This is a genomic window from Pelagicoccus sp. SDUM812005 (assembly GCF_031127875.1).
In the GTDB taxonomy this organism is placed as follows: Bacteria; Verrucomicrobiota; Verrucomicrobiia; order Opitutales; family Opitutaceae; genus Pelagicoccus.
This window is the reverse complement of sequence record NZ_JARXIA010000002.1, coordinates 137,135-156,537: the sequence shown is the minus strand read 5'-3', so window position 1 is coordinate 156,537 and position 19,403 is coordinate 137,135. Positions and strand designations below refer to the sequence as shown.

The 19,403-nt window shown below is 58.7% G+C and carries 15 protein-coding genes and 2 tRNA genes; 15 read left to right on the top strand and 2 right to left on the bottom strand.

The genetic code is table 11. The annotated features are described in order from the left end of the window. The first annotated feature begins 16 nt into the window (after positions 1-16). Positions 17-1,456: a Do family serine endopeptidase gene (locus QEH57_RS04200; RefSeq protein ID WP_309005427.1), complete on the top strand. Its 1,440-nt coding sequence runs from the start codon at positions 17-19 to the stop codon at positions 1,454-1,456. A gap of 91 nt (positions 1,457-1,547) precedes the next feature. Here the strand turns inward: QEH57_RS04200 and QEH57_RS04195 are convergent, their stop codons facing one another. Then, positions 1,548-2,072, bottom strand: a complete 525-nt coding sequence (locus QEH57_RS04195; RefSeq protein WP_309005426.1) for a DUF5069 domain-containing protein — start codon at positions 2,070-2,072, stop codon at positions 1,548-1,550. 57 nt (positions 2,073-2,129) lie between these two features. Further along, positions 2,130-4,754 carry an RNB domain-containing ribonuclease gene (locus tag QEH57_RS04190; protein ID WP_309005425.1) on the bottom strand — a complete coding sequence of 875 codons (2,625 nt, stop codon included), beginning with the start codon at positions 4,752-4,754 and terminating at the stop codon, positions 2,130-2,132. 85 nt (positions 4,755-4,839) lie between these two features. Between QEH57_RS04190 and glgA the strand changes: the two genes are divergently transcribed. From glgA to pheT, 14 genes are all read left to right on the top strand, one after another. Continuing rightward, positions 4,840-6,279 carry a glycogen synthase GlgA gene (glgA, locus tag QEH57_RS04185; protein WP_309005424.1) on the top strand — a complete coding sequence of 480 codons (1,440 nt, stop codon included), beginning with the start codon at positions 4,840-4,842 and terminating at the stop codon, positions 6,277-6,279. Positions 6,280-6,363: 84 nt separating this feature from the next. After that, complete coding sequence (locus QEH57_RS04180; protein ID WP_309005422.1) at positions 6,364-7,776, top strand: deoxyribodipyrimidine photo-lyase; 1,413 nt, start codon at positions 6,364-6,366, stop codon at positions 7,774-7,776. 5 nt (positions 7,777-7,781) lie between these two features. After that, on the top strand, positions 7,782-9,128 hold the full coding sequence (locus QEH57_RS04175; RefSeq protein WP_309005421.1) for a TIGR01777 family oxidoreductase: 1,347 nt from the start codon (positions 7,782-7,784) through the stop codon (positions 9,126-9,128). 219 nt (positions 9,129-9,347) lie between these two features. Beyond that, a complete protein-coding gene (locus QEH57_RS04170) occupies positions 9,348-10,439 on the top strand; it encodes a hypothetical protein (protein ID WP_309005420.1) in 1,092 nt (363 codons plus the stop codon). A gap of 68 nt (positions 10,440-10,507) precedes the next feature. Then, complete coding sequence (gene cysK, locus QEH57_RS04165) at positions 10,508-11,464, top strand: cysteine synthase A (RefSeq protein ID WP_309005419.1); 957 nt, start codon at positions 10,508-10,510, stop codon at positions 11,462-11,464. Positions 11,465-11,557: 93 nt separating this feature from the next. Further along, positions 11,558-12,295, top strand: a complete 738-nt coding sequence (locus QEH57_RS04160) for a double zinc ribbon domain-containing protein (RefSeq protein ID WP_309005418.1) — start codon at positions 11,558-11,560, stop codon at positions 12,293-12,295. A gap of 48 nt (positions 12,296-12,343) precedes the next feature. Next, positions 12,344-13,204: an acetyl-CoA carboxylase, carboxyltransferase subunit beta gene (gene accD / locus QEH57_RS04155; protein ID WP_309005417.1), complete on the top strand. Its 861-nt coding sequence runs from the start codon at positions 12,344-12,346 to the stop codon at positions 13,202-13,204. A 96-nt stretch (positions 13,205-13,300) separates the two neighbouring features. Beyond that, on the top strand, positions 13,301-14,605 hold the full coding sequence (locus QEH57_RS04150) for a folylpolyglutamate synthase/dihydrofolate synthase family protein (RefSeq protein ID WP_309005416.1): 1,305 nt from the start codon (positions 13,301-13,303) through the stop codon (positions 14,603-14,605). 88 nt (positions 14,606-14,693) lie between these two features. Further along, positions 14,694-14,769 (top strand) — tRNA-Lys (locus QEH57_RS04145). A gap of 46 nt (positions 14,770-14,815) precedes the next feature. Continuing rightward, positions 14,816-14,891 (top strand) — tRNA-Thr (locus tag QEH57_RS04140). Between the two features lie 161 nt (positions 14,892-15,052). Next, a complete protein-coding gene (gene rpmI / locus QEH57_RS04135) occupies positions 15,053-15,247 on the top strand; it encodes a 50S ribosomal protein L35 (RefSeq protein ID WP_309005415.1) in 195 nt (64 codons plus the stop codon). Positions 15,248-15,334: 87 nt separating this feature from the next. Next, on the top strand, positions 15,335-15,706 hold the full coding sequence (rplT, locus tag QEH57_RS04130; protein WP_309005414.1) for a 50S ribosomal protein L20: 372 nt from the start codon (positions 15,335-15,337) through the stop codon (positions 15,704-15,706). A gap of 176 nt (positions 15,707-15,882) precedes the next feature. Beyond that, complete coding sequence (gene pheS / locus QEH57_RS04125) at positions 15,883-16,923, top strand: phenylalanine--tRNA ligase subunit alpha (RefSeq protein ID WP_309005413.1); 1,041 nt, start codon at positions 15,883-15,885, stop codon at positions 16,921-16,923. 38 nt (positions 16,924-16,961) lie between these two features. After that, complete coding sequence (pheT, locus tag QEH57_RS04120) at positions 16,962-19,400, top strand: phenylalanine--tRNA ligase subunit beta (protein ID WP_309005412.1); 2,439 nt, start codon at positions 16,962-16,964, stop codon at positions 19,398-19,400. The last annotated feature ends 3 nt before the right edge of the window (positions 19,401-19,403 follow it).

The window sequence follows — 19,403 nt, the reverse complement described above, 5'->3', positions numbered from 1 at the left end:
TCTGTCCCCAATCACTATGCCCAAACTTAAACGCGCTTTCACCTGTATCAGTCTCGCCCTGCTAGCGGCCGCGCCGCTCTTGCATGCCCAAGAGAGGGAAGTTATTTCGGAGCTTGTCGAGATCGACAGCGCCGCTCTCGATCGCTCGCAGAGCGGTCGGGTGGTTAGCTACTCGGAATCGCTCAAGGAGGCTCGTCCTGCGGTGGTCAGCGTTTACGCGAAGTCGTTGGGGAACTCTCTCAGCCGCGAGGAGCTGCTCATGCAGCAACTTTTTGGCGTGCGTCCGCGTCGCCCGCAAGCTCCGCAGTTTGGGTTGGGATCGGGCGTAATCGTATCCGGAAATGGATACATAATCACGAATAACCACGTGATCAGCAAGGCGGACGAGATAAAGGTGCAGCTCGATAGCCAGCGGATTTACGACGCGGTTCTGGTCGGAACGGATCCAAGCACGGATATCGCGGTGTTGAAGATAGAGACCGCGATCGATTTGCCTTATATCAAGTTGGCGGATAGCGATAAGATCGAGGTCGGTGACGTGGTCTTTGCTATTGGTAATCCACTCGGCGTAGGCAAGACGGTGACGATGGGAATCGTATCCGCTACGAAACGACAAGAGATGGGGGTGATCGACGGCGGCTTTGAGAATTTCATCCAAACCGATGCTCCGATCAACTCGGGGAACTCGGGAGGCGCCCTGGTCGATGCCAAGGGACGCTTGATTGGGATTAATACCTTGATCCAGACCGATGGAGCTTCGACGGGGAACATTGGTATCGGATTCGCGGTGCCGGTTAACCTAGCTTATTCGGTGATGCGCGATCTCGTGGAAACGGGGGCTGTTTCCCGCGGATTTCTGGGTGTGGGAATCGAGGGGCTGGACGAGGACAAGGCTGAGTTTTTTGGTGTCGATAGCTTGAACGGGGCTCTTGTGAATCAAGTGAATCCGAACACGCCGGCGGCGGAGGCAGGTATCAAGGCAGGGGATGTGATCGTGGAGCTGGATGGCGCTCCGGTGGATTCTCCGAGCGATTTGAGAATCAGGATCGCAGCTCGAAAGCCTGGAGATACTGTATCCTTGGTTTTGATACGCGATAAGGCCCGCGAAGCGATCGACGTGACGCTCGCGGAGCGTGGAGGCGACGGGCAGATCGCCGGGACGAATCCGCTTTCAGGTGCCCGCTTTCTGGAAGGCGTTTCTATTGCCGCGTTGAACGAGGATCTTCGTGAGGCGTATCAGGTGGACGAGGCCGTGGAGGGAGTTGTGATCACCGCGGTGGAGGAGGGCAGTCCTTACGCTCGTATGTTGCCGGTGGGGATGGTGATCCAGAGCATCAACGGCAAGGAGGTGCGCAATCCGAACGAAGCGGCTCAGGCGCTGAAGCGAGAGGGTAAGAATATGTTCCATGTCGCTTTCCGAGGCGTTAACCGTTGGGTAGGCGTAGAGGTGGAGTAGTTCGCTGGAACTGTATTTGAAAAGAAAAGACGCAACCTGTGAGGGTTGCGTCTTTTTTGTTAATTAAGGGGGGTGGCTACGGGAGCGTAGCTTATGAAGCGCTGCGGCTCTTTACGAATTCAACGATGGCTGGCGTGTCGTCCATGTTGGCCCAGACGAGGCGTAGGAACTCGGCGGGGTGGATGTCGTGGGTTTGCAGGAAGTTCCTGTCTCCACCGCAGCAATACATGATCTCGTCGCTGAGCTCGCCTTGAAGCTTGCCCTTGGCTTTTTCGATGATGCGGGGGAGCCAAGGAATGCCGTCGAGCGCTTCCGGCTTCGGCGTGAGGCTGGAGGCCTGGATGATATTATCTGAAGCGACCCCTTTCTGGATGTGCAGGAAGTAGTCGCGGCGAACTTGCTCGATCGATTGGGCGATTTCGTAGGAAGGCTCGCCTCCTTGTACCTGGTCTTCTCCGTAGTCGAAGAAGTCCTGTACGCGCCAGCCGTTGGCTGCGATGAAGGCGAGCTCGTCGGCGTCGAACCACGTGCTTTTGTCGATGTTGCCCGAGCGGTAGAGCTCGACTGACTTGTCGTAGAGTTTCTTGAAGGTGTCTTGGTAGTTGTAGTGCTTCATGGGCTAGAGATACGAGGGAGTAGCCGTTCTGATCGCAGGCGAGGTCGGTCGGGGGGCCTACCGGTTCCGCTTTCTGGCAGGTTTTGCAGTCTTGGCTGGCGGAGCCGTCTTTGTCGCTTTCGCTGGTCTCGCTGGCTTGGCGGCCTTCGCAGGCTTGGCTGCTTTGGGAGCGGGCTGGGCGGGTTTGGCGGCGGCCTTTTTCGGCCGGGCGCTGGAGGCGGAGCGGCTTGGCTTCTTGGACTTCTTTTGCTTGCGGTAGAACTTCTTCGGTCCTGGCTGCGTCGTTTCGTCGGAATCGTTGCCTTTCCGTCTCGAAGGTTTCCCTCTGGTTTCTGGCGGCTTGGGCTTGCCGGCTGGAGCGGAGGTGTCCATCGGCATGATCTTGGGCTTCGGGTTGTCGGCCCGTTGCTTGGCGCAGAGACGGAAGTCGACCTGGCGCTTGAAGCGATCGACTTTGTGGACTTCGACTTGGATGGTTTGTCCGAGCGAGTAGGCGTTCTTCTTTTTGCGGCCGATGAGGGCGGTGCCGCTGGCGTTGAGGCGGTAGAGGTCGTCGCGCAGGGCGGAGATGTGTACCATGCCGAAGGCGCTGGACTCCTTGAGCTCGATGAACATGCCGTGATTGCGCACTTCGGTGATGATGGCGTCGAAGGCGGTCTGCGGTTTCTTGTCCAGCTCGCGTTCGAAGAACTCGAGCAGCTTGACCTTGACCGACTCGCGTTCCGCTTCCACGGAATTGACCTCGGTATGGCTCAGGTGCTCGGCGATGCTGGCGGCCTTGGAGGCGTTGTAGCGGGGGCCGGGTTCGGCGAGGGCGGGTTCGCCGCGGACCTTGTCGAGGAAGTGGTTGAAAACGCGGTGAGTGACCAAGTCGCTGTATCGACGGATTGGAGACGTGAAGTGCAGGTAGTCGTTCTTGCAGAGTCCGTAGTGTCCGTCCGGGGTGGACTTGTAGCAGGCCTTCTTGAGGGAGCGCAGGACTTGGGTTCTGAGCAGACGGCTTTGCGGGTGGGCGGATAGCGTTTCCAGCAGCTTGACGAGCTCGGCGCGGTTGTTGAGGTCGCTGGTTTCGATACCCCAGGTGGCCATGTATTCGCGCAGGTCGTTGAGTCGCTCTTCATCTGGATCGTCGTGGACGCGGTAGATGCAGGGGAGGCGGTTTCGCTTCATCTCCCGGGCGACGCATTCGTTGGCCAGCAGCATGTATTCCTCGATGAGCTGGTGGCTCTCGTCGTTGTGGATCTTTTCGAGGCGGTCGGCGTAGCCCTTTTCGTCGACGAAGATCTTGGTTTCTTCCATGTCGAGGTTGAGGCTGCCTTTCTTGAAGCGAGCGGCGCGGAGCTTGGAGGCGAAGTGCCAGAGCTCGCGGATCGACTTTTGCAGCTTGCCCAGTTCCTCGTCGCTGAGGGTGTTGAGAGCCCGTCCGGTGGATCCGGTTTGGTGGGATGGCGGGAGCTTTAGGTCTCGGGCGACTTGCAGGTCGTCGTTCTTGAGCAAGGCGTAGGCCTGCTTGTAGGTGAGGCGCTTGTTGCTGCGGATGACGGTGTTGGCGTAGTCCACGTCGACGATCTCGCCCTTCTTGTCGAAGGTCACGAAGACGGACTTGGTGAGGCGGTCTTCGTCTTCCACGAGGCTGCAGATCCCGTTGGAGAGGGAGCGAGGCAGCATGGGGATGACGATGCCGACGAGGTAGGTCGAGTTGCCGCGTTCGAAGGCTTCTTTGTCGAGCTGGGTGCCGCCGCGAACGTAGGCGGCTACGTCGGCGATATGGATGCCGACGCGGGTGTGCTTGTTGTCTGGATACTCGAGGGAGATGGCGTCGTCGAAGTCCTTGGCGTCGTCCGGGTCGATGGTGAAGGTGAAGGCCTTGCGCAGGTCGCGGCGTCCTTTGAGCTGGTTTTTGGAGACCTTGTCCGGTACCGCTTCCGCTTCCTTCATAACCTCCGGCGGAAACTCGGTATTGAGGTTGTACTTGTGCAGCACGGCCATGAGCTCGGCTTGCGGCTCGTGGGTCTTGCCGAGGTTTGCGATGAGCTCGCCCTCGGGGTTGACGTGGCGTTGCTCCCATTCGTGCAGCTTGGCGACGACCTTATCGCCGACGACGGGCACGGGCTTGAGGCCGGACTCTTCGGGGGGCGGTACGTAGATGTCGTGGATGATGCGGGGATCGTCCGGGGCGACGTAGTGGAAGAAGCGGGTTTTGCAGAGGGTGCCGACTACGGTTTCGCGGGCGCGTTTCTGGATACGGATGACGCGACCGAAGGGGCCTTCGTTTTGCGGACCGGGCTTCTTGTTGCGGTTTTTCCAGATGGGTTGGTTGGGCGGGGCGTCGGCGATGCGGACCACGACTTTGTCGTCGTGCATGGCGACGCTGGTGTCCTCGGCGTTGATTTGGATGGCCTTGGGGTTGGGGTCGGACTTCTTTGCGTCCGGGATGAGGATGGCGGAGCCTTTCTGGCGGAACTTGATGGTTCCGGTAACGAGGTCGACGTCCTTGGGGATGGCGAAGCGGTCCCCTTTGATGCGAATGATGTCTCCTGTAGCCAGGAGGAGGCGGACTTCGTAGTCCAGATTGCGGCGTTCCTTTTTGCCGAGTCCAAGTTCTGCGGCGATGCCAGACTTGTCGAGCGGAGCGTAGTCCGCTTGTTGGAGGAGGGCGATGATTCGTTCCCTTAGTTTCATTTATTGTATAATTGGCCGATATTGGCCCTTGGGCGGTCAGATTGTTGTTGGATTTGCGCCCCTAATCCCTAGGACAGAGGAATCTATGAAAATCGTTCATGCAGCAAGCGAGATGTTCCCTTATGTGAAAACGGGGGGCTTGGCAGATGTCTGCGGTTCCCTCTTTAAGTCGCTGGCCGGTGTAGGGCACGAAGTTTCGTTTTTCCTTCCAGGGTATCGAAAGATCATCGAGTCGAAGGAGTTCGAGAGCGCTAAGTTGAAAGTGGTGCTGCAAGTCGAGTTAGGCGAGCAATTTCTTAGGGGAGAGGTGTGGGCCTTGAGTTTAGGCCGTCGCCAGACGCTTTACATAGTCCGCCGGGACGAGTTTTTCGACCGTTCGAACCTGTACGGCACTCGCGAGCGCGACTACGACGACAACGATCGCCGCTTCATCTACTTCAGCAAGGCGGTGGTGCAGGCGATGCGCTTGCTGGAGATAAAGGCCGATATCTTGCATTGCCATGACTGGCAGACTGGCTTGCTGCCGCTGTTTCTGCGCATGACGGAGCAGGAAACGGGCAAGTCGCTGGCGCTGAAGACGTTTTTTTCGATCCATAACCTTGCGTTCCAAGGGCTGTATCCACGTTCGTCCTTCAAATTCACGAACCTGCCGAAGGAGTTCAACGGCATCGATGGCCTGGAGTTCTACGAGCAGATCAGCATGATCAAGGGCGGCATATTCTTCGCCGACAAGATCATGACGGTCAGCCCGAACTACGCTCGCGAGATTTTGACTCCGGAGTTCGGTTGCGGCTTGGAGGGAGCTTTGAAGGTCCGCGAGGAGGATTTGGTAGGCATCGCCAACGGCATCGATACGGAGGTTTGGAATCCGCAGAAGGACCCGTATCTGATCAATCACTACAGCGCCTCGGACTTGTCCGGGAAGCAGGACTGCCAGGAAACCTTGCTGCAAAAGGTGGGGTTAAAGAAGGGGGCGGGGCCAGTTTATGGCATGGTCGCTCGCTTGACCCAGCAGAAGGGCTTGGATCTGCTGCTCGAGCAGCTGAAGTTCTTCGTGAAGAACGATTGCCGCCTAGTGGTTTTGGGCAAGGGCGATCCGGAGTACGAGAAGGCCCTCAAGCGTTTCGCGAAGAGCAATCCGGAGCACGTAGCCATCTGCATCGTGCTCGACGAGGAGATGTCGCACTTCGTGGAGGCGGGATCCGACTTTTTCATCATGCCGTCGATCTTCGAGCCCTGCGGCCTCAACCAGATGTACAGCCAGCGCTACGGGACTTTGCCTCTCGTTTCCGGCGTGGGCGGCCTCAAGGATACGGTGATCGACCTGGTCAGCGATCCGGAGAATGGTACCGGCATCGTTTTCGAGCCGAACAGCGAAGGTTTTGCGGAAGGTTTGAATGCCTCGCTCGAGCTTTACGGAAACGAGAAGGACTTCGTGCACGCCATCAAGCGGGCCATGAAGCGCGACTTCTCTTGGAAGCGGGTGACCACGGAATACGAGTCGCTCTACCTCGACAGTATTTGAACTAATTCGTAAGCTATTGAAAAACAAGGCCTTCGATTCGGATAAGCCTTGTTTTCCACCCCTGCTCGGTCGCATGATGGTTTCATGTCTGAGCATCCGCCGGTAATCCTTTGGTTTCGCCGTGACTTACGGCTCGCCGATAATCCAGCTCTCCAGCAAGCCTGCGAGGGCGGACAGGCGGTGCTTCCGGTTTTCGTGCTGGACGAGGAGGGGGAAGGCGATTGGCCGGAGGGCGCTGCCAGCAAGTGGTGGCTGCACCATTCCTTGTCAGCTTTGGACAAGGACTTGCGGGAGCTGGGGTCGCGCTTGCTCTTGCTGAAAGGGGCGGCGGACGAGGCGCTCGCGAAGCTCTGCGGCGAGACGGGCGCAAGTGGCGTGTTTTGGAATCGGCGCTACGAGCCGTCGATCGTGGCTCGGGATACGGCGCTCAAGAAGCGCTTGGCGGAGCAGGGCGTGCAGGTTCGCAGTTTCAACGGATCGCTGCTGCAGTCGCCTTTGAGCGTGACCAACAAGTCAGGAACCCCGTTCAAGGTTTTTACTCCTTTCTGGAAGCATATCCAAAATCTCGGTACGCGGGAACCGCTGGGCAAGCCGCAGGCCTTGGCTGCTCCGGCGTCGTGGCCGAAAGGCGAGGCCTTGGAGTCGTTTGGTCTTTTGCCGCAGCTCGATTGGGCGGATGCGTTTGGCGAGGAGTGGACGCCGGGCGAGCGAGGCGGGCAAGTGGCGCTTGCGGTTTTCAGGGAACGGTACGTCGGGAAGTATTCGCAGCAGCGGGATACGCCAGCCGTGCGGGGCGTTTCGCGGCTTTCGCCGCATCTGCATTTTGGTGAGCTATCGCCCAATCAGGGTTGGTACGCCATGGATCGCCAGGAGCATGAACCGTACTTGCGGCAGATCGCGTGGCGAGAGTTTGCCCATCATCTTTTGTTCCATTTTACGGATACGCCTGCTAAGCCGCTTCGCCCTGAATTCGAGGCGTTTCCCTGGAAGCCCGACAGCCGTTTGCTGGAAGCTTGGCAAAAGGGGCAGACTGGCTACCCGATCGTGGACGCGGGGATGCGGGAGCTGTGGAAAACGGGCTGGATGCATAATCGGGTGCGAATGATCGCGTCCTCGTTTCTGGTGAAGCACTTGCTGCAGCCCTGGCAGGCAGGAGCGCAGTGGTTTTGGGATACCTTGGTGGACGCGGATCTCGCGAACAACACCATGGGCTGGCAGTGGGTGGCTGGCTGCGGGGCGGATGCGGCTCCGTACTTTAGGATCTTTAATCCGATCACGCAGGGAGAGCGCTTCGATGGAGGCGGGGACTATACGCGGAAGTGGGTGCCTGAGATCGCGGGCTTGCCGGACAAGTATTTGTTCAAGCCGTGGGAAGCTCCTGCGAATGTTTTGGAGAAGGCCGGTATCGATTTGGGCAATACCTACCCCAAGCCGATCGTTGACCACCCGAGGGCAAGGCAGGCGGCCTTGGATGCATACGCAGCGATGAAAGCTTGAGACCCATGAAGTTCGAAAAACGCAGTCCGATGCCGGTGTCAGCTGGGGAACTCTTCGAGTGGCATGGGCATCCGGGCGCCTTTGGACGGTTGGCCCCGCCTTGGCAAACGCTGGAGGTTTTGCGGGAGGATCCGGGCTTGGGCGTAGGCAAGCGGGTCGAGTTGAAGTTGGGCACCCCGATCGGCAAGCGCTTGTGGAAGGCGCGGCATTCGCAGTGCGAAGAGGGGCGGAGCTTCACGGACGTGCAGGAGAAGGGGCCCTTCAAGGTCTGGACGCATCGGCATGCGTTTGAGGTCACAGGAGATGCGAGCTGCGACCTGGTGGATGCGATCGAGTATGAATTGCCGTGGGGAGGCTTGGGGGAGTCCTTCGTGCGACGGCAGCTGGAGAAGTCGTTTGCCTATCGGCATTGGGTGACGCGGCGAGACTTGGACTTGCGCAATGCCTTGCCGGATTTTCGTAAGTTGAAAGTCGCGATCACGGGAGGTAGTGGTTTTTTGGGTACGCAATTGAAGTATCTGCTGGGAGCCCAGGGGCACGAGGTTTTCGTGGTCACGCGAAGTAAGCGCTCGCAGGGCGACATCCGCTGGAATCCTGCAAAGGGCGAGGTCGAGTTGGAACGGTTGGAAGGCTTGGATGCAGTTGTTCATCTGGCAGGGGAGAACCTTACGTCCGGCCGCTGGAACGAGGCTCGGAAGAAGCGTCTCTGGTCGAGCCGCGTGGATACGACGCGATTTTTAGTAGAGGCGCTCGAGCGCTTGGACTCGCCCCCGAAGGTTTTGCTAAGCGGATCCGGAATTGGAATTTATGGGAGCGACGCGGATGCGGAATTTTCGGAGAACGCGCCGCGGGGCTCAGGATTCTTGGCGGAACTCTGCGAGGCGTGGGAAGCGGAAGCGATGCGCGCTGAATCTTTGGATACGCGGGTGTGCCTGCTGCGCACGGGAGTGGTGATCGATCCACGCGGCGGCGCCCTCGAAAAGATGTTGCCTGCGTTCAAGCTGGGCTTAGGCGGTCCCTTGGGAAGCGGGAAGCAGTGGTTTCCTTGGATCTCGTTGGAGGATTGGATCGGGGCGGTGAATTGGCTCCTTTTTTCGAAGCGGGCAAAGGGAGCGGTGAACCTGGTTTCTCCCCAGATGGTCCGGCAGAAAGATTTTGCCCGAGCCCTGGGCAAGGCCTTGGGGCGACCTGCCATTTTGCCGGCCCCGGAGTTCGCCCTGAAGGCTGCGCTGGGCGAGATGGCGGAGGAAGCATTGCTTGCGAGTATCCGGGCGAAGCCGAACGCTTTGGAGGCGTCGGGCTATCCTTTTGCCCTTCCGAGCTTGGAGGCCCTCTTTTCTCGGGCGCTCTGAGCGTATTCGCGGGAATGCATTGAGCGGGTCTTGGTTGATTCACCCCAGTTGGCCATCCACGCCCCCTTTGGCCTTAAGCTGCTTTTGAGCGTGTTAGGGCTGATTTGGTTGTCTGGAAGCGGGGCGGGCTAGGTCCAACACTCGATTGAAACTGAAAGGGGAAGTTTGTTATTATTCCAGTTTTGCAGGAAGGGCCTGCGTATTGGGGAAGCATGGGAGATGAGCACGATATCAAGCGATGAGACGGGGAACCCGTCGGGAGGAGCGGGAGGAGCGATCGCTGTAGCGATAGGCTTTGCGGGTGGGATGGTTGGCGTCATGAAGATGGTCGCGCCGGAACTTTTCGCCAACGTGACGGGTGTTATTGCCCTCTTGGCGTTTTGCGTCGTGGTGGGGGCGACCGTTTTTATCGCAATCCGAAATGCGGCGCTAGGCAGCGGTCTCTCGAAGGGGGATGTTCGGCGAATGGAGGACGACAAGCTCCGCTACGTGGAGGCTCGAGTGCTGCGGTTTAAGGAAGAACGGGAGCGCTTGGAAGGGAACGCGTTCGAGTTTTACCAGAAAGTCTTGGGTGAAGTGCCACTTAAACTTCGCGAAGTGGTGGTATCCAGCCGGGTCGCATTGGGCCAGGTGTCGACGGAAATCGCGAAGGCGTCCAAGCTTGCTCGGGACATGGGAATCGAAGGGGGCGCCGACGAGTGGCGTCGGGTGATCGGCGAGCAATGGGCTGCATGGGAGAGCGATTTGGGATACGTCGGCGTGTCGGAGATCGAAAAGCGGATTCAAGAGGCCAGCGAGTCTTGGCGTTCGTACGAGGGTTTGAATCCGGACTCGTTCGAGGGCCGGAAGGTGGACGAAGAGGAGGGGCCGGCTTTGGGCTTGGCCCTTTCTATTGGGCGTCTTCGCATGGACTTGATCAACGAGTTGATGGCTGCCTATCGCCAGTCTGCGGAGAGTTTCTTGCTGGTGTATCGGCGCGAGCGGGAGTGGCTGAGCCAAGTGGTGTACCAAAGTTTGCTCTTGCTTGGGGAAGTGGGCGAAGAGAATGCGACGCTTGCGGATACGAACATGCGCAACCGGATCGTTCGGCTGAAGACGGTATTCGATTTGGTGATACGCATGGGTGACTCCGTCGAAAGCGAATTGCGAAACGTCGAGGACGGGGAAGCGAGGCGAAGCAAGGTGGTGCGAACCTGCATCAACTTGAGCGTGCTCGGCGCGATGCCCCGTTGGTTCGCGGAAGCGGGCAGCATGGGATGCGAGGAGGAGTGGGAGGGGGAGCCTGCGCTAGGGCTTGCGGAATGCGTGTAGCCCAAGCGGCGTTCCGGCATCGACAAATGTTGACTAAGGTAGGTCAGAAACCCATATAACCAAGCATTATGGCAAAAGCATTCCCTGATATCACTGCCGCGATCGGCAATACCCCGCTCATAAAGCTCAACCGCCTGACCGAAGGCTGCGTTGCTGACGTCTACGTCAAGTGCGAGTTTTTCAATCCGCTCTCCAGCGTTAAGGACCGTATCGGCAAGGCCATGATCGAGGCGGCCGAAAAGGAAGGCAAGCTGGGCGAAGGTTCGATCATCATCGAGCCGACATCGGGCAACACCGGGATCGCTCTCGCGTTCATCGCGGCGGCCCGCGGCTATCGTTTGATTCTTACCATGCCGGAAACCATGTCCATGGAGCGACGCATCCTTCTCAAGATGCTCGGCGCGGAACTCGTTTTGACTCCAGGGCCGAAGGGGATGCCCGGCGCCATCGCTCGCGCTACGGAGTTGGTCGCTGAGTACGGCGAAAAGGCGTTCATGCCGCAGCAGTTCGAAAATCCCGCTAATCCTGAGGTGCACCGCCAGACTACGGCGGAAGAGATCTGGGAAGCGACCGAGGGCAAGATCGACGCTTTCGTGGCGGGCGTCGGCACCGGCGGCACCATCACCGGCGTTTCCGAAGTGATCAAGGGTCGCAAGGAGCTTTACACGGTTGCGGTCGAGCCGACCAACAGTCCGGTTCTGTCCGGCGGCCAGCCCGGTCCTCACAAGATCCAGGGCATCGGCGCGGGCTTCGTTCCGAAGAACTGCAACAAGGACATCATCGACGACGTCATCACCGTGGAGAACGAAGACGCGTTCCAGACGGCGCAGGACATGGCCCTCAAGGAAGGCATCAGCTGCGGCATCTCTTCCGGAGCCAACGTTTGGGCGGCGATCCAGCTGGCCAAGCGCCCGGAAATGAAGGGCAAGATGATCGTAACCATCGCCGCCAGCGCTGGCGAACGCTACATTTCGACTCCCTTGGGTGAAAAGGCGCGTGCCGAAGCGGCAGCAGCGACCGTTTAAGGCTCGGGCTCTACGCGTCAGTTTAATTGATTTTCCAGCGGGCTTCCTGTTTAAGACAGGGAGCCCGCTTTTTTTGTATCCCCCTTTTTGTCCGTGAGTTTATCCCGATTGATCAGCCGTTCCTTCGACGCCGCGCTGGAAACCGCCTTCCCCAGCCAATGCGCCGGATGCGGCGAGGCGGTGGTCGGTTCGCGCTTTTCGGGAGTGTGCGGGGCTTGCGTGCCGCGCCTGCAGCTGATCGAGGATCCCAAGTGCCTGACCTGCGGATTCCCGTTTTTCGGCGATACCGAGTCGCATACGCATTGCATGCACTGCGAGCACTTGCAGCCCGCGTTTGGCCAGGGCTGGTCGATCGCGTTGTTTCGCGGGCCGGTGCGGGAATTGATCTACGCGCTCAAGTACAAGGGAGGGCTGTGGGCCTTGCGGGATATTCGCGAGCTGGGGCGGAGGGCTCCCGGCTTGACTGGATTTGCGGCGGGGGCGACCTTGGTGCCGGTGCCCTTGCATCCCCGCAAGCTGCGCGAGCGCGGCTACAACCAGAGCGAATTGCTCGCTCGCGAGTTGCTGGAAATCCTGCCGGATTGCCGTCTGGAGGCTTTGCTGGAGCGTTGCGTCGATACGGTTTCCCAGACCCAGTTCGACCGGAAGCAGCGGATCCGGAACCTCAAAAATGCCTTTTCATTGCGCCAAAAGCGTGCCATAGACCCGGCCCAACGCTATATTATTGTAGATGACGTCTTCACCACAGGTTCCACTGTCAATGCGTGCGCCGCAGCTCTGCGACGCGCGGGAGCTCGGGCGATAGACGTCCTGACCATAGGGCACGGATAGCCCGTTTCGGCGATCCCGCCTCATTTTCAAACCCATTGCTCAATCACCATGGCGCTTTTCCAAAAACCGAAGTACTCGACCGTAATCGTTAAGAAGAAGGACATTCCGCACGGCATGTGGAAGAAATGTCCCGTTTCCGGCGACATCATCTACAATAAGGAGCTGGAGCAAAACCAGAACGTGGTTCCCAAGAGCGGCTACCATTTTCCCATCACCGCTCGCAAGCGGATCTCCCATTTGCTGGACGAGGGGAGCTTTACCGAGCTGGAGAAGGACCTGTGCGCGGGCGACCCCTTGGAGTTCGTGGATTCCAAGCCGTACCCTGAGCGCCTGGCGGCCTACCAGAAGAAGACGGGCGAGAACGATTCCATCGTAAGCGGCGTGGGCAAGATCCACGGCATTCCCGTTTCGATCGCGGTTTTCGATTTCCAGTTTGCCGGCGGCTCGCTCGGTTCGGTTGCTGGGGAGAAGATCACCCGCGCCATCGAGTTGGCGATCAAGGAGAAGATTCCCTGCATCGTGGTTTCCGCTTCCGGCGGCGCTCGCATGCAGGAGGGGATCCTGAGCTTGATGCAGATGGCGAAGACTAGCGCGGCCTTGGGACGCCTTTCGGAGGCGAAGCTGCCGTTCATTTCCGTTTTGACCGACCCCACCGCGGGCGGCGTCACGGCGAGTTTTGCGACCTTGGGCGATGTCATCATCGCGGAGCCCGGCGCCCGTATCTGTTTCGCGGGAGCTCGAGTCATCAAGGAAACGACCAACGAAGAACTGCCGGAAGGCTTCCAGTCGGCGGAATTTCTTTTCCAGCGCGGCTTGATCGACCAAGTGGTTCCGCGTACGGAAATGCGGGATCGGCTGCGTGACCTGCTGGCGGCTCTCTACGTGAAGAAGGAGCCGACCCAGGCTTAGAGCCGAAAATTTAGTTGGGAAGCGACCTCGGGGCGTAGTGCCTGCCTCGCTAGGCAGTCGCGGCGGGCGGCCGCTTCCCGCGAGCGGATTTTTCTGATGCCTGATCTAGTTTCCTACGAGGCTGCCCGCGATTGGCTGTATTCGCTTAAGAATCGGGGCTCGAAGTACGGCATCGACCGCATGGAGCGCTTTGCGGAGGTCTTGGGCCATCCGCAGCGTCGCTTCCCTTGCATTCATGTGGCCGGCACCAACGGCAAGGGCTCGACCTGCGCCATGCTGGAGCGGATCTTCCGCGACCAGGGCTTCCGAGCCGGCCTGTCGACCTCGCCCCATCTGGTGAGGCAAGGGGAGCGCATTCAGGTGAATCGACGGATCCTGGAGGAGTCGCAGATTCTCGATTACGTGCGCGAGCTGCTGCCTTTCGCCGCAAGGGTGGCTCTTGAGGATTCGGAGCTGCATCCTAGCTTCTTCGAGTTCATGACGGCGATGGCTTTCCTGCACTTCGCTCGCGAGGAGGTCGATGTTGCGGTGGTCGAGGTGGGGCTCGGGGGGCGTTTGGACGCGACCAACGTGTTGGTTCCCGAGGTGAGCGTGATCACTTCGATCGCCTTGGACCATTGCGAGATCCTGGGCGACTCCTTGGCGGCGATCGCCCGGGAGAAGGGCGGGATCATCAAGCCCGGCGTGCCGGTGGTGGTTGGCTTGTTGGAGCCGGAGGCCTTGGAGGCGATTCGCGAGATTTGCGAAGAGCGGGGGTGCGAGCTGGTTTGCGTGGCGGACCGCTTCGGCAAGGACCTGTCGCGGTACCCGGAAACGAATCTTTACGGCAGCTACCAGCGCATCAACGCGGCGATCGCTCTTGCTGTGGTGGAGGGGGTGCAAGGCCGTTTCGGCCTGGATCGGGAGAAGGCCGAGAAAAGCCTGCAGGCTGTTGCCTGGCCTGGAAGGTGGGAGGAACGCCAGCTGCGGCACCGCAAGGTCGTTTTCGACGTTTCCCATAACGCGGAAGGGGCTCGCTGGCTGGACGAGAGCCTGGCGGACTTGGTGAAGCGAAGCGGCGGAGCGCGGCCGGACGTGGTGATGGGGGTCATGGGCGGCTACCGGGCCTCCGCCTTGGTGCCTGTAGCGGCGAAGTGGGCGAACAGCCTTTGCTTCGTCCGGCCGGAGCAGGATAGGGCCTGTAGCTTCGAGGAGCTGCGTTCCTTCGTGCCGGCGGATTTCGCAGGGGAAGTTTCCGATGCGAAGCTGGCGGATCTTTTTCCCCGAAAAGGGGAGTGCTCCCTCGATTTCGAGGCCGGTCGACCGCTGGTGGTGAGCGGATCGATCTATCTGATCGGAGAAATTTGGGACCGGTTTTACGAAGAAAGCCCGCTTGGCCAGGGGGCTTTGCAGGACTTTTGAACTTTCTTCAGAGGGGAAATCGAAAAAATCTCAAAACGGGGTTGACAGATGGGTTCTTAAATAGCTTTTTCGGGGCCTTCCAAATGACGCCTCTCTAGCTCAATCGGTAGAGCAGTTGACTCTTAATCAATTGGTTCGGGGTTCGAGTCCCCGGGGGGGTACCACTTTCTTTTAAGTTTAGCGGTACTTGTCCGTTTTACAGTTTAGTTTGCCGGTGTAGCTCAATTGGTAGAGCAACTGATTTGTAATCAGTAGGTTGCGGGTTCGAGTCCCATCACCGGCTCCACTTTCAAAAGATCCGCCAGCCTTCCAGGTCGGCGGTTTTTTTGTGTCCGCAGGGAAGGGGATTCGCGGCTTGTCTCGGGGCGCTGCGGCTAAGCGAAAATAGCTTTATTTCCCTTTACACTGGGGAGGTTTTGTATCTTTGTCATCGATTCCTTCAAAGTCATGCAAAAGACCAAGAAATCTATCGCAAAACGCTTCAAGCTTACTGGCAACGGTAAGCTCCGTCGTCGTTCTCCTGGCCAACGTCACCATCTTCACCAGAAGACCACGAAGCAGAAGCGCAACCTCAACAAGGACAAGTCCGTTTCCGCTGGACGCCAGGCCGACCTCATGCGCGGCTTGCCCCACGGTCTCTAAGAGTCCCTGTTACGACGAAAATTATTTCGGCTAGGTAAATTCTAATCAAGGCGACCTGTCGAAATCCAATACTAGAAAGAATAAAACATGCCTAGAGCAACAAACGCACCCGCATACACAAGGCGTCGCAAGAAGATGCTGAAGCAGGCCAAGGGCCACTTCGGTAACAAGTCACGCTTGTACAAGTACGCTAAAGAATCAGTCGCCCACGCGCTGACTTACGCCTACCGCGACCGCCGCGCTAAGAAGCGCACTTGGCGCGCCCTATGGATCGTTCGTATCAATGCCGCTTGCCGCGCTGAAGATATGAGCTACAGCCGATTTACCGAAGGCCTCAAGGCTGCGGAAATCGTTCTCGATCGCAAGATCCTCGCCGACATCGCTGTCAATGATCCTATCGCATTCAAGGGATTGGTCGAAAAGGCCAAGGAAGCCCTGAAGGCGAAGGCTGCAGCGTAAGGCCCGAAGCGAAAGCGTTTTTCCGAAGCTCACAAAAAGAGCTCGGACATCACAATTTTCCTTTCACTAGAAGGAGTTCGAGTATCTGCTCGGGCTCCTTTTTTTATAGCCAAATTTCCCGCGGCTCTCGCAGCGCAAGGCTCGATCCGCATGACCATTAGAAACCCTCCCTTCTCATGGAAGACGAACTCAAGAATATCGTAGAATCTGCCAAGCAAAAGGTAGCCGCAGTCACCAGCCGGGCCGGCTTCGAGACCATCAAGGCGGAAATCACAGGACCTAACGGAGCCCTCACCAAGGTGATGAAAAACATGGGCTCGATCGCCAAGGAAGATCGCCCCACCTTCGGCAAGCTGATCAACCAAGCGAAGTCCGCTATCCAAGGATTCTACGACGAGGCGCTCGGCGCCATCGAGCAAGCCGAGCTTGCCGCCCGCATCGGACCGGCCATCGACCCTTCGCTTCCGTCGCCTAACGACGCCTTGGGCAGCCAGCATCCGCTCACCAAGGTGCGGGAGGAGATCTGCAGCATTTTCAAGCAAATCGGATTCACGGTGACGGAGGGCACGGAAGTGGAGACCGAGTACTACTGCTTCGACGCGCTCAATACGCCCGCCGACCATCCTGCCCGCGACTTGCAGGACACTTTCTACCTGCCCAACAACGCCCAGTTCGGGAACGTATCCAAGAAGGGCGACGAGCGCTATCTCTTGCGCACGCACACCTCTTCGGTGCAGATCCGTACCATGCTCAAGGAGAAGCCGCCGTTGCGTATCATTTCGCCGGGCCGTTGCTTCCGTCGCGATACGGTGGACGCCACCCATAGCGCCAATTTCCACCAGATCGAAGGTCTCTACATCGATGAGGACGTCACCGTTCGCGACCTCAAGGCGATCCTCGACTACTTTTTCGAGCGCTTGCTCGGGAAGGGGACCAAGACGCGTTTCCGTCCTCACTTCTTCCCTTACACGGAGCCCAGCTTCGAAGTGGATTTTTCGTCCAGCCACCTTGCCAAGCTCGGTAGCGATTGGGTGGAGATCGCGGGTTGCGGCATGGTCGAGCCTGCCGTCTTGGACTCGGTTGGAGTGGATCAGGAGAAGTACTCCGGTTTCGCTTTCGGCATGGGGATCGAGCGAATCGCCATGATTCTCTACGGAATCGATGACATCCGCTATTTCTATCAGAACGACGCCCGCTTCCTCTCGCAGTTCGCGTAAGGAAAACCTGTATCCAGAATATCTAACATTTTTGTACTGTGAAAGTATCTCTCAAGTGGCTTAAGCGTTACGTTGACCTCGACGAGTCCCCTAAGGAGCTCGCCGCCTCTCTCACTCTCCTCGGATTCGAAGTGGACGACATGGAGACGACGGGAGTGCCGCCTCTCGAAAACGTGGTTGTGGGCGAAGTCCTGCAGCGCGATCCGCATCCCGATGCGGACAAGTTGGGCGTGTGCCGTGTGGACTGCGGTCCTGAGATCGGCGAAAAGTCGATCGTGTGCGGCGCCAGCAACTACAAGGTGGGCGATCGCGTCCCTGTGGCGCTTCCTGGCGCGGAACTGCCCGGCGGCTTTAAGATAAAGGAGTCCAAGCTGCGCGGAGTGCCTTCTGCGGGCATGATGTGCGGCGCTAGCGAAATTGGGGCTTCGGGCGACGATTCCGGTTTGCTCATTCTCGATGGGCGGCCGGAGCTCGGAACGCCGATCAACCAAGTGCTCACCGATAGCGACACGATTTTCAACCTCGAGGTAACGCCGAATCGTCCGGACTGCTTGTCGCATATAGGCATCGCTCGGGAACTGGCCGCTTGGTATCGTCGCGACGTCAAGTATCCAGAGGTCAATGACATTCCAGCCAAGGCGGATCGCGCCAATGGTGAAGGGATCTTTAAGGGCGTTTCCGTCGACGCAGAGGAGGATTGCCCGCTCTACATCGCGAGCGTGATCAAGGGCGTGAAGGTCGGCCCGAGTCCGAAATGGCTGCAGGAAGCCCTGACGTCGATCGGGCTGCGCCCCATCAACAATGTGGTGGACGTGACGAACTTCGTTATGCACGAATGCGGCAACCCGATGCATGCCTTCGATGCCCGTGACATCGATGGCGGCAAGATCGTCGTTCGCCATGCGGGCGAAGGGGAAGCGATGCATACGCTCGACGGCGAGGAGCGCAAGCTCTCGAGCCGCATGGTGGTGATCGCCGACCAGTCCAAGGCCCTTGCGGTCGCTGGCGTGATGGGCGGCCAGAATTCGGAAGTGAAGGAGGATACCACGGACCTCGTCCTGGAAGTCGCTTACTTCAAGCCTAGCACGATTCGTTGGGTATCCAAAAAGTTGGCGCTCTCTACGGATAGCTCCTATCGCTTCGAGCGTGGAGTGGATCCGCTCTCGCTACGCTACGCGACCGAACGCGCGATTTCCCTGATCCTTGAAACGGCGGGCGGCCAGCTTTGCTCCAATGGCGTCACCGTAGGCAATGAACCCGTGTGGCAGACGGAGGTTGAGATCACGCCGGATTGGATTCGCAAGAAAAGCGGTTTCGACATCGGCGACGCGGAGATTCGCGAAGCCTTGGAGCTGCTCGACATGAGCATCTCGGTCGACGGTGACAATGTATGGACGGTTTCGATACCAAGCTACCGCGGTGACCTTTATCGTCCGGTGGACCTCTTGGAGGAAGTGCTGCGTATCTATGGTACGGACAAGATTCCAGGCGGGCAGGTACGCGCGACCGCAACCACTGCGGGAGACAGCCCGATCACTCAATTCAATCGCAAGGCAGCTTCTTTCCTCATCGGCCAGAACTTTGCGGAAACCGTGACCTATACGCTGCGTTCGGCAGCCGAGCAAAAGCTCTGGGCAGGGCATGTATCGGCCGAAGAGTTGGCTTTGCTCAACCCGATTAGCGAAGACCAGACCCAGTTGCGCCATAGCTTGCTTCCGGGCATGCTCGAAGTCTTGCACCTGAACCAATCCCGCAAGACCGGGGCGAATCGCTTCTTTGAGACCGGTCGCGTATTTCGCGAGCTCAACGGCAAGGTCGTGGAGATGGTGGCAGTGGCATTCCTCGAGTGCAACGGCGGTACGGAGCGGTCCTGGAAGGATCGGACCTTCGACGACTTTTACGCGGCGAAGCAGCGCATCAAGACCATCGCGGGATATGCGGGCATCGACCTAGACAAGTTCAAGATCCGCGAAGTTTGCGAAAACGAGGGAGCTTGGCAGGAAGGTCACAGCGCCGCTTACGAAGAGCCGAAAGCCGGCTTCTTCGCGCGGGTCGGCTTGATGAGCCTGCCGCGGGTAAAGGAAATGGATATCCAGGGCGAAGTCTTTGGCGGCATTTTCTGCTACTTGCCGGAGCGCCTGCGCGAGCCGAAGCGCATCAAGTTCAAGCCGTTTAGCCTGTTCCCCGCCTCCAGCCGCGATTTGGCATTGGTGGTCGACAAGAACGAGCCAGCGGAAGAGGTGGTTCGCGCCGTAAGCAAGATCGCTTCCAAGGCGACCAAGGGCTTCGAGGTGGAGAAGGTTTCGGTCTTCGACGTCTACGAAGGCGTGGGCGTGCCGGAGGGGAAGAAGAGCGTAGCGGTGACGATGTCGTTCCGCGCCTTGGACCGCACCCTTAAGGACAAGGAAGTCAACAAGGCGTTTGAGACCATCCAGAACCAAGTTCGCGAGAACTCGCCCTACAGCATTCGCGACTAAATT

Bases quoted from the DNA above. Each gene is read 5' to 3' on its own strand.
- QEH57_RS04180 (WP_309005422.1), top strand. From the start codon at position 6,364: ATGTCTGAGCATCCGCCGGTAATCCTTTGGTTTCGCCGTGACTTACGG.
- glgA (WP_309005424.1), top strand. From the start codon at position 4,840: ATGAAAATCGTTCATGCAGCAAGCGAGATGTTCCCTTATGTGAAAACG.
- QEH57_RS04170 (WP_309005420.1), top strand. From the start codon at position 9,348: ATGAGCACGATATCAAGCGATGAGACGGGGAACCCGTCGGGAGGAGCG.
- cysK (WP_309005419.1), top strand. From the start codon at position 10,508: ATGGCAAAAGCATTCCCTGATATCACTGCCGCGATCGGCAATACCCCG.
- QEH57_RS04190 (WP_309005425.1), bottom strand. From the start codon at position 4,754: ATGAAACTAAGGGAACGAATCATCGCCCTCCTCCAACAAGCGGACTAC.
- QEH57_RS04200 (WP_309005427.1), top strand. From the start codon at position 17: ATGCCCAAACTTAAACGCGCTTTCACCTGTATCAGTCTCGCCCTGCTA.
- pheS (WP_309005413.1), top strand. From the start codon at position 15,883: ATGGAAGACGAACTCAAGAATATCGTAGAATCTGCCAAGCAAAAGGTA.
- rpmI (WP_309005415.1), top strand. From the start codon at position 15,053: ATGCAAAAGACCAAGAAATCTATCGCAAAACGCTTCAAGCTTACTGGC.
- QEH57_RS04195 (WP_309005426.1), bottom strand. From the start codon at position 2,072: ATGAAGCACTACAACTACCAAGACACCTTCAAGAAACTCTACGACAAG.
- QEH57_RS04150 (WP_309005416.1), top strand. From the start codon at position 13,301: ATGCCTGATCTAGTTTCCTACGAGGCTGCCCGCGATTGGCTGTATTCG.
- rplT (WP_309005414.1), top strand. From the start codon at position 15,335: ATGCCTAGAGCAACAAACGCACCCGCATACACAAGGCGTCGCAAGAAG.
- QEH57_RS04175 (WP_309005421.1), top strand. From the start codon at position 7,782: ATGAAGTTCGAAAAACGCAGTCCGATGCCGGTGTCAGCTGGGGAACTC.
- accD (WP_309005417.1), top strand. From the start codon at position 12,344: ATGGCGCTTTTCCAAAAACCGAAGTACTCGACCGTAATCGTTAAGAAG.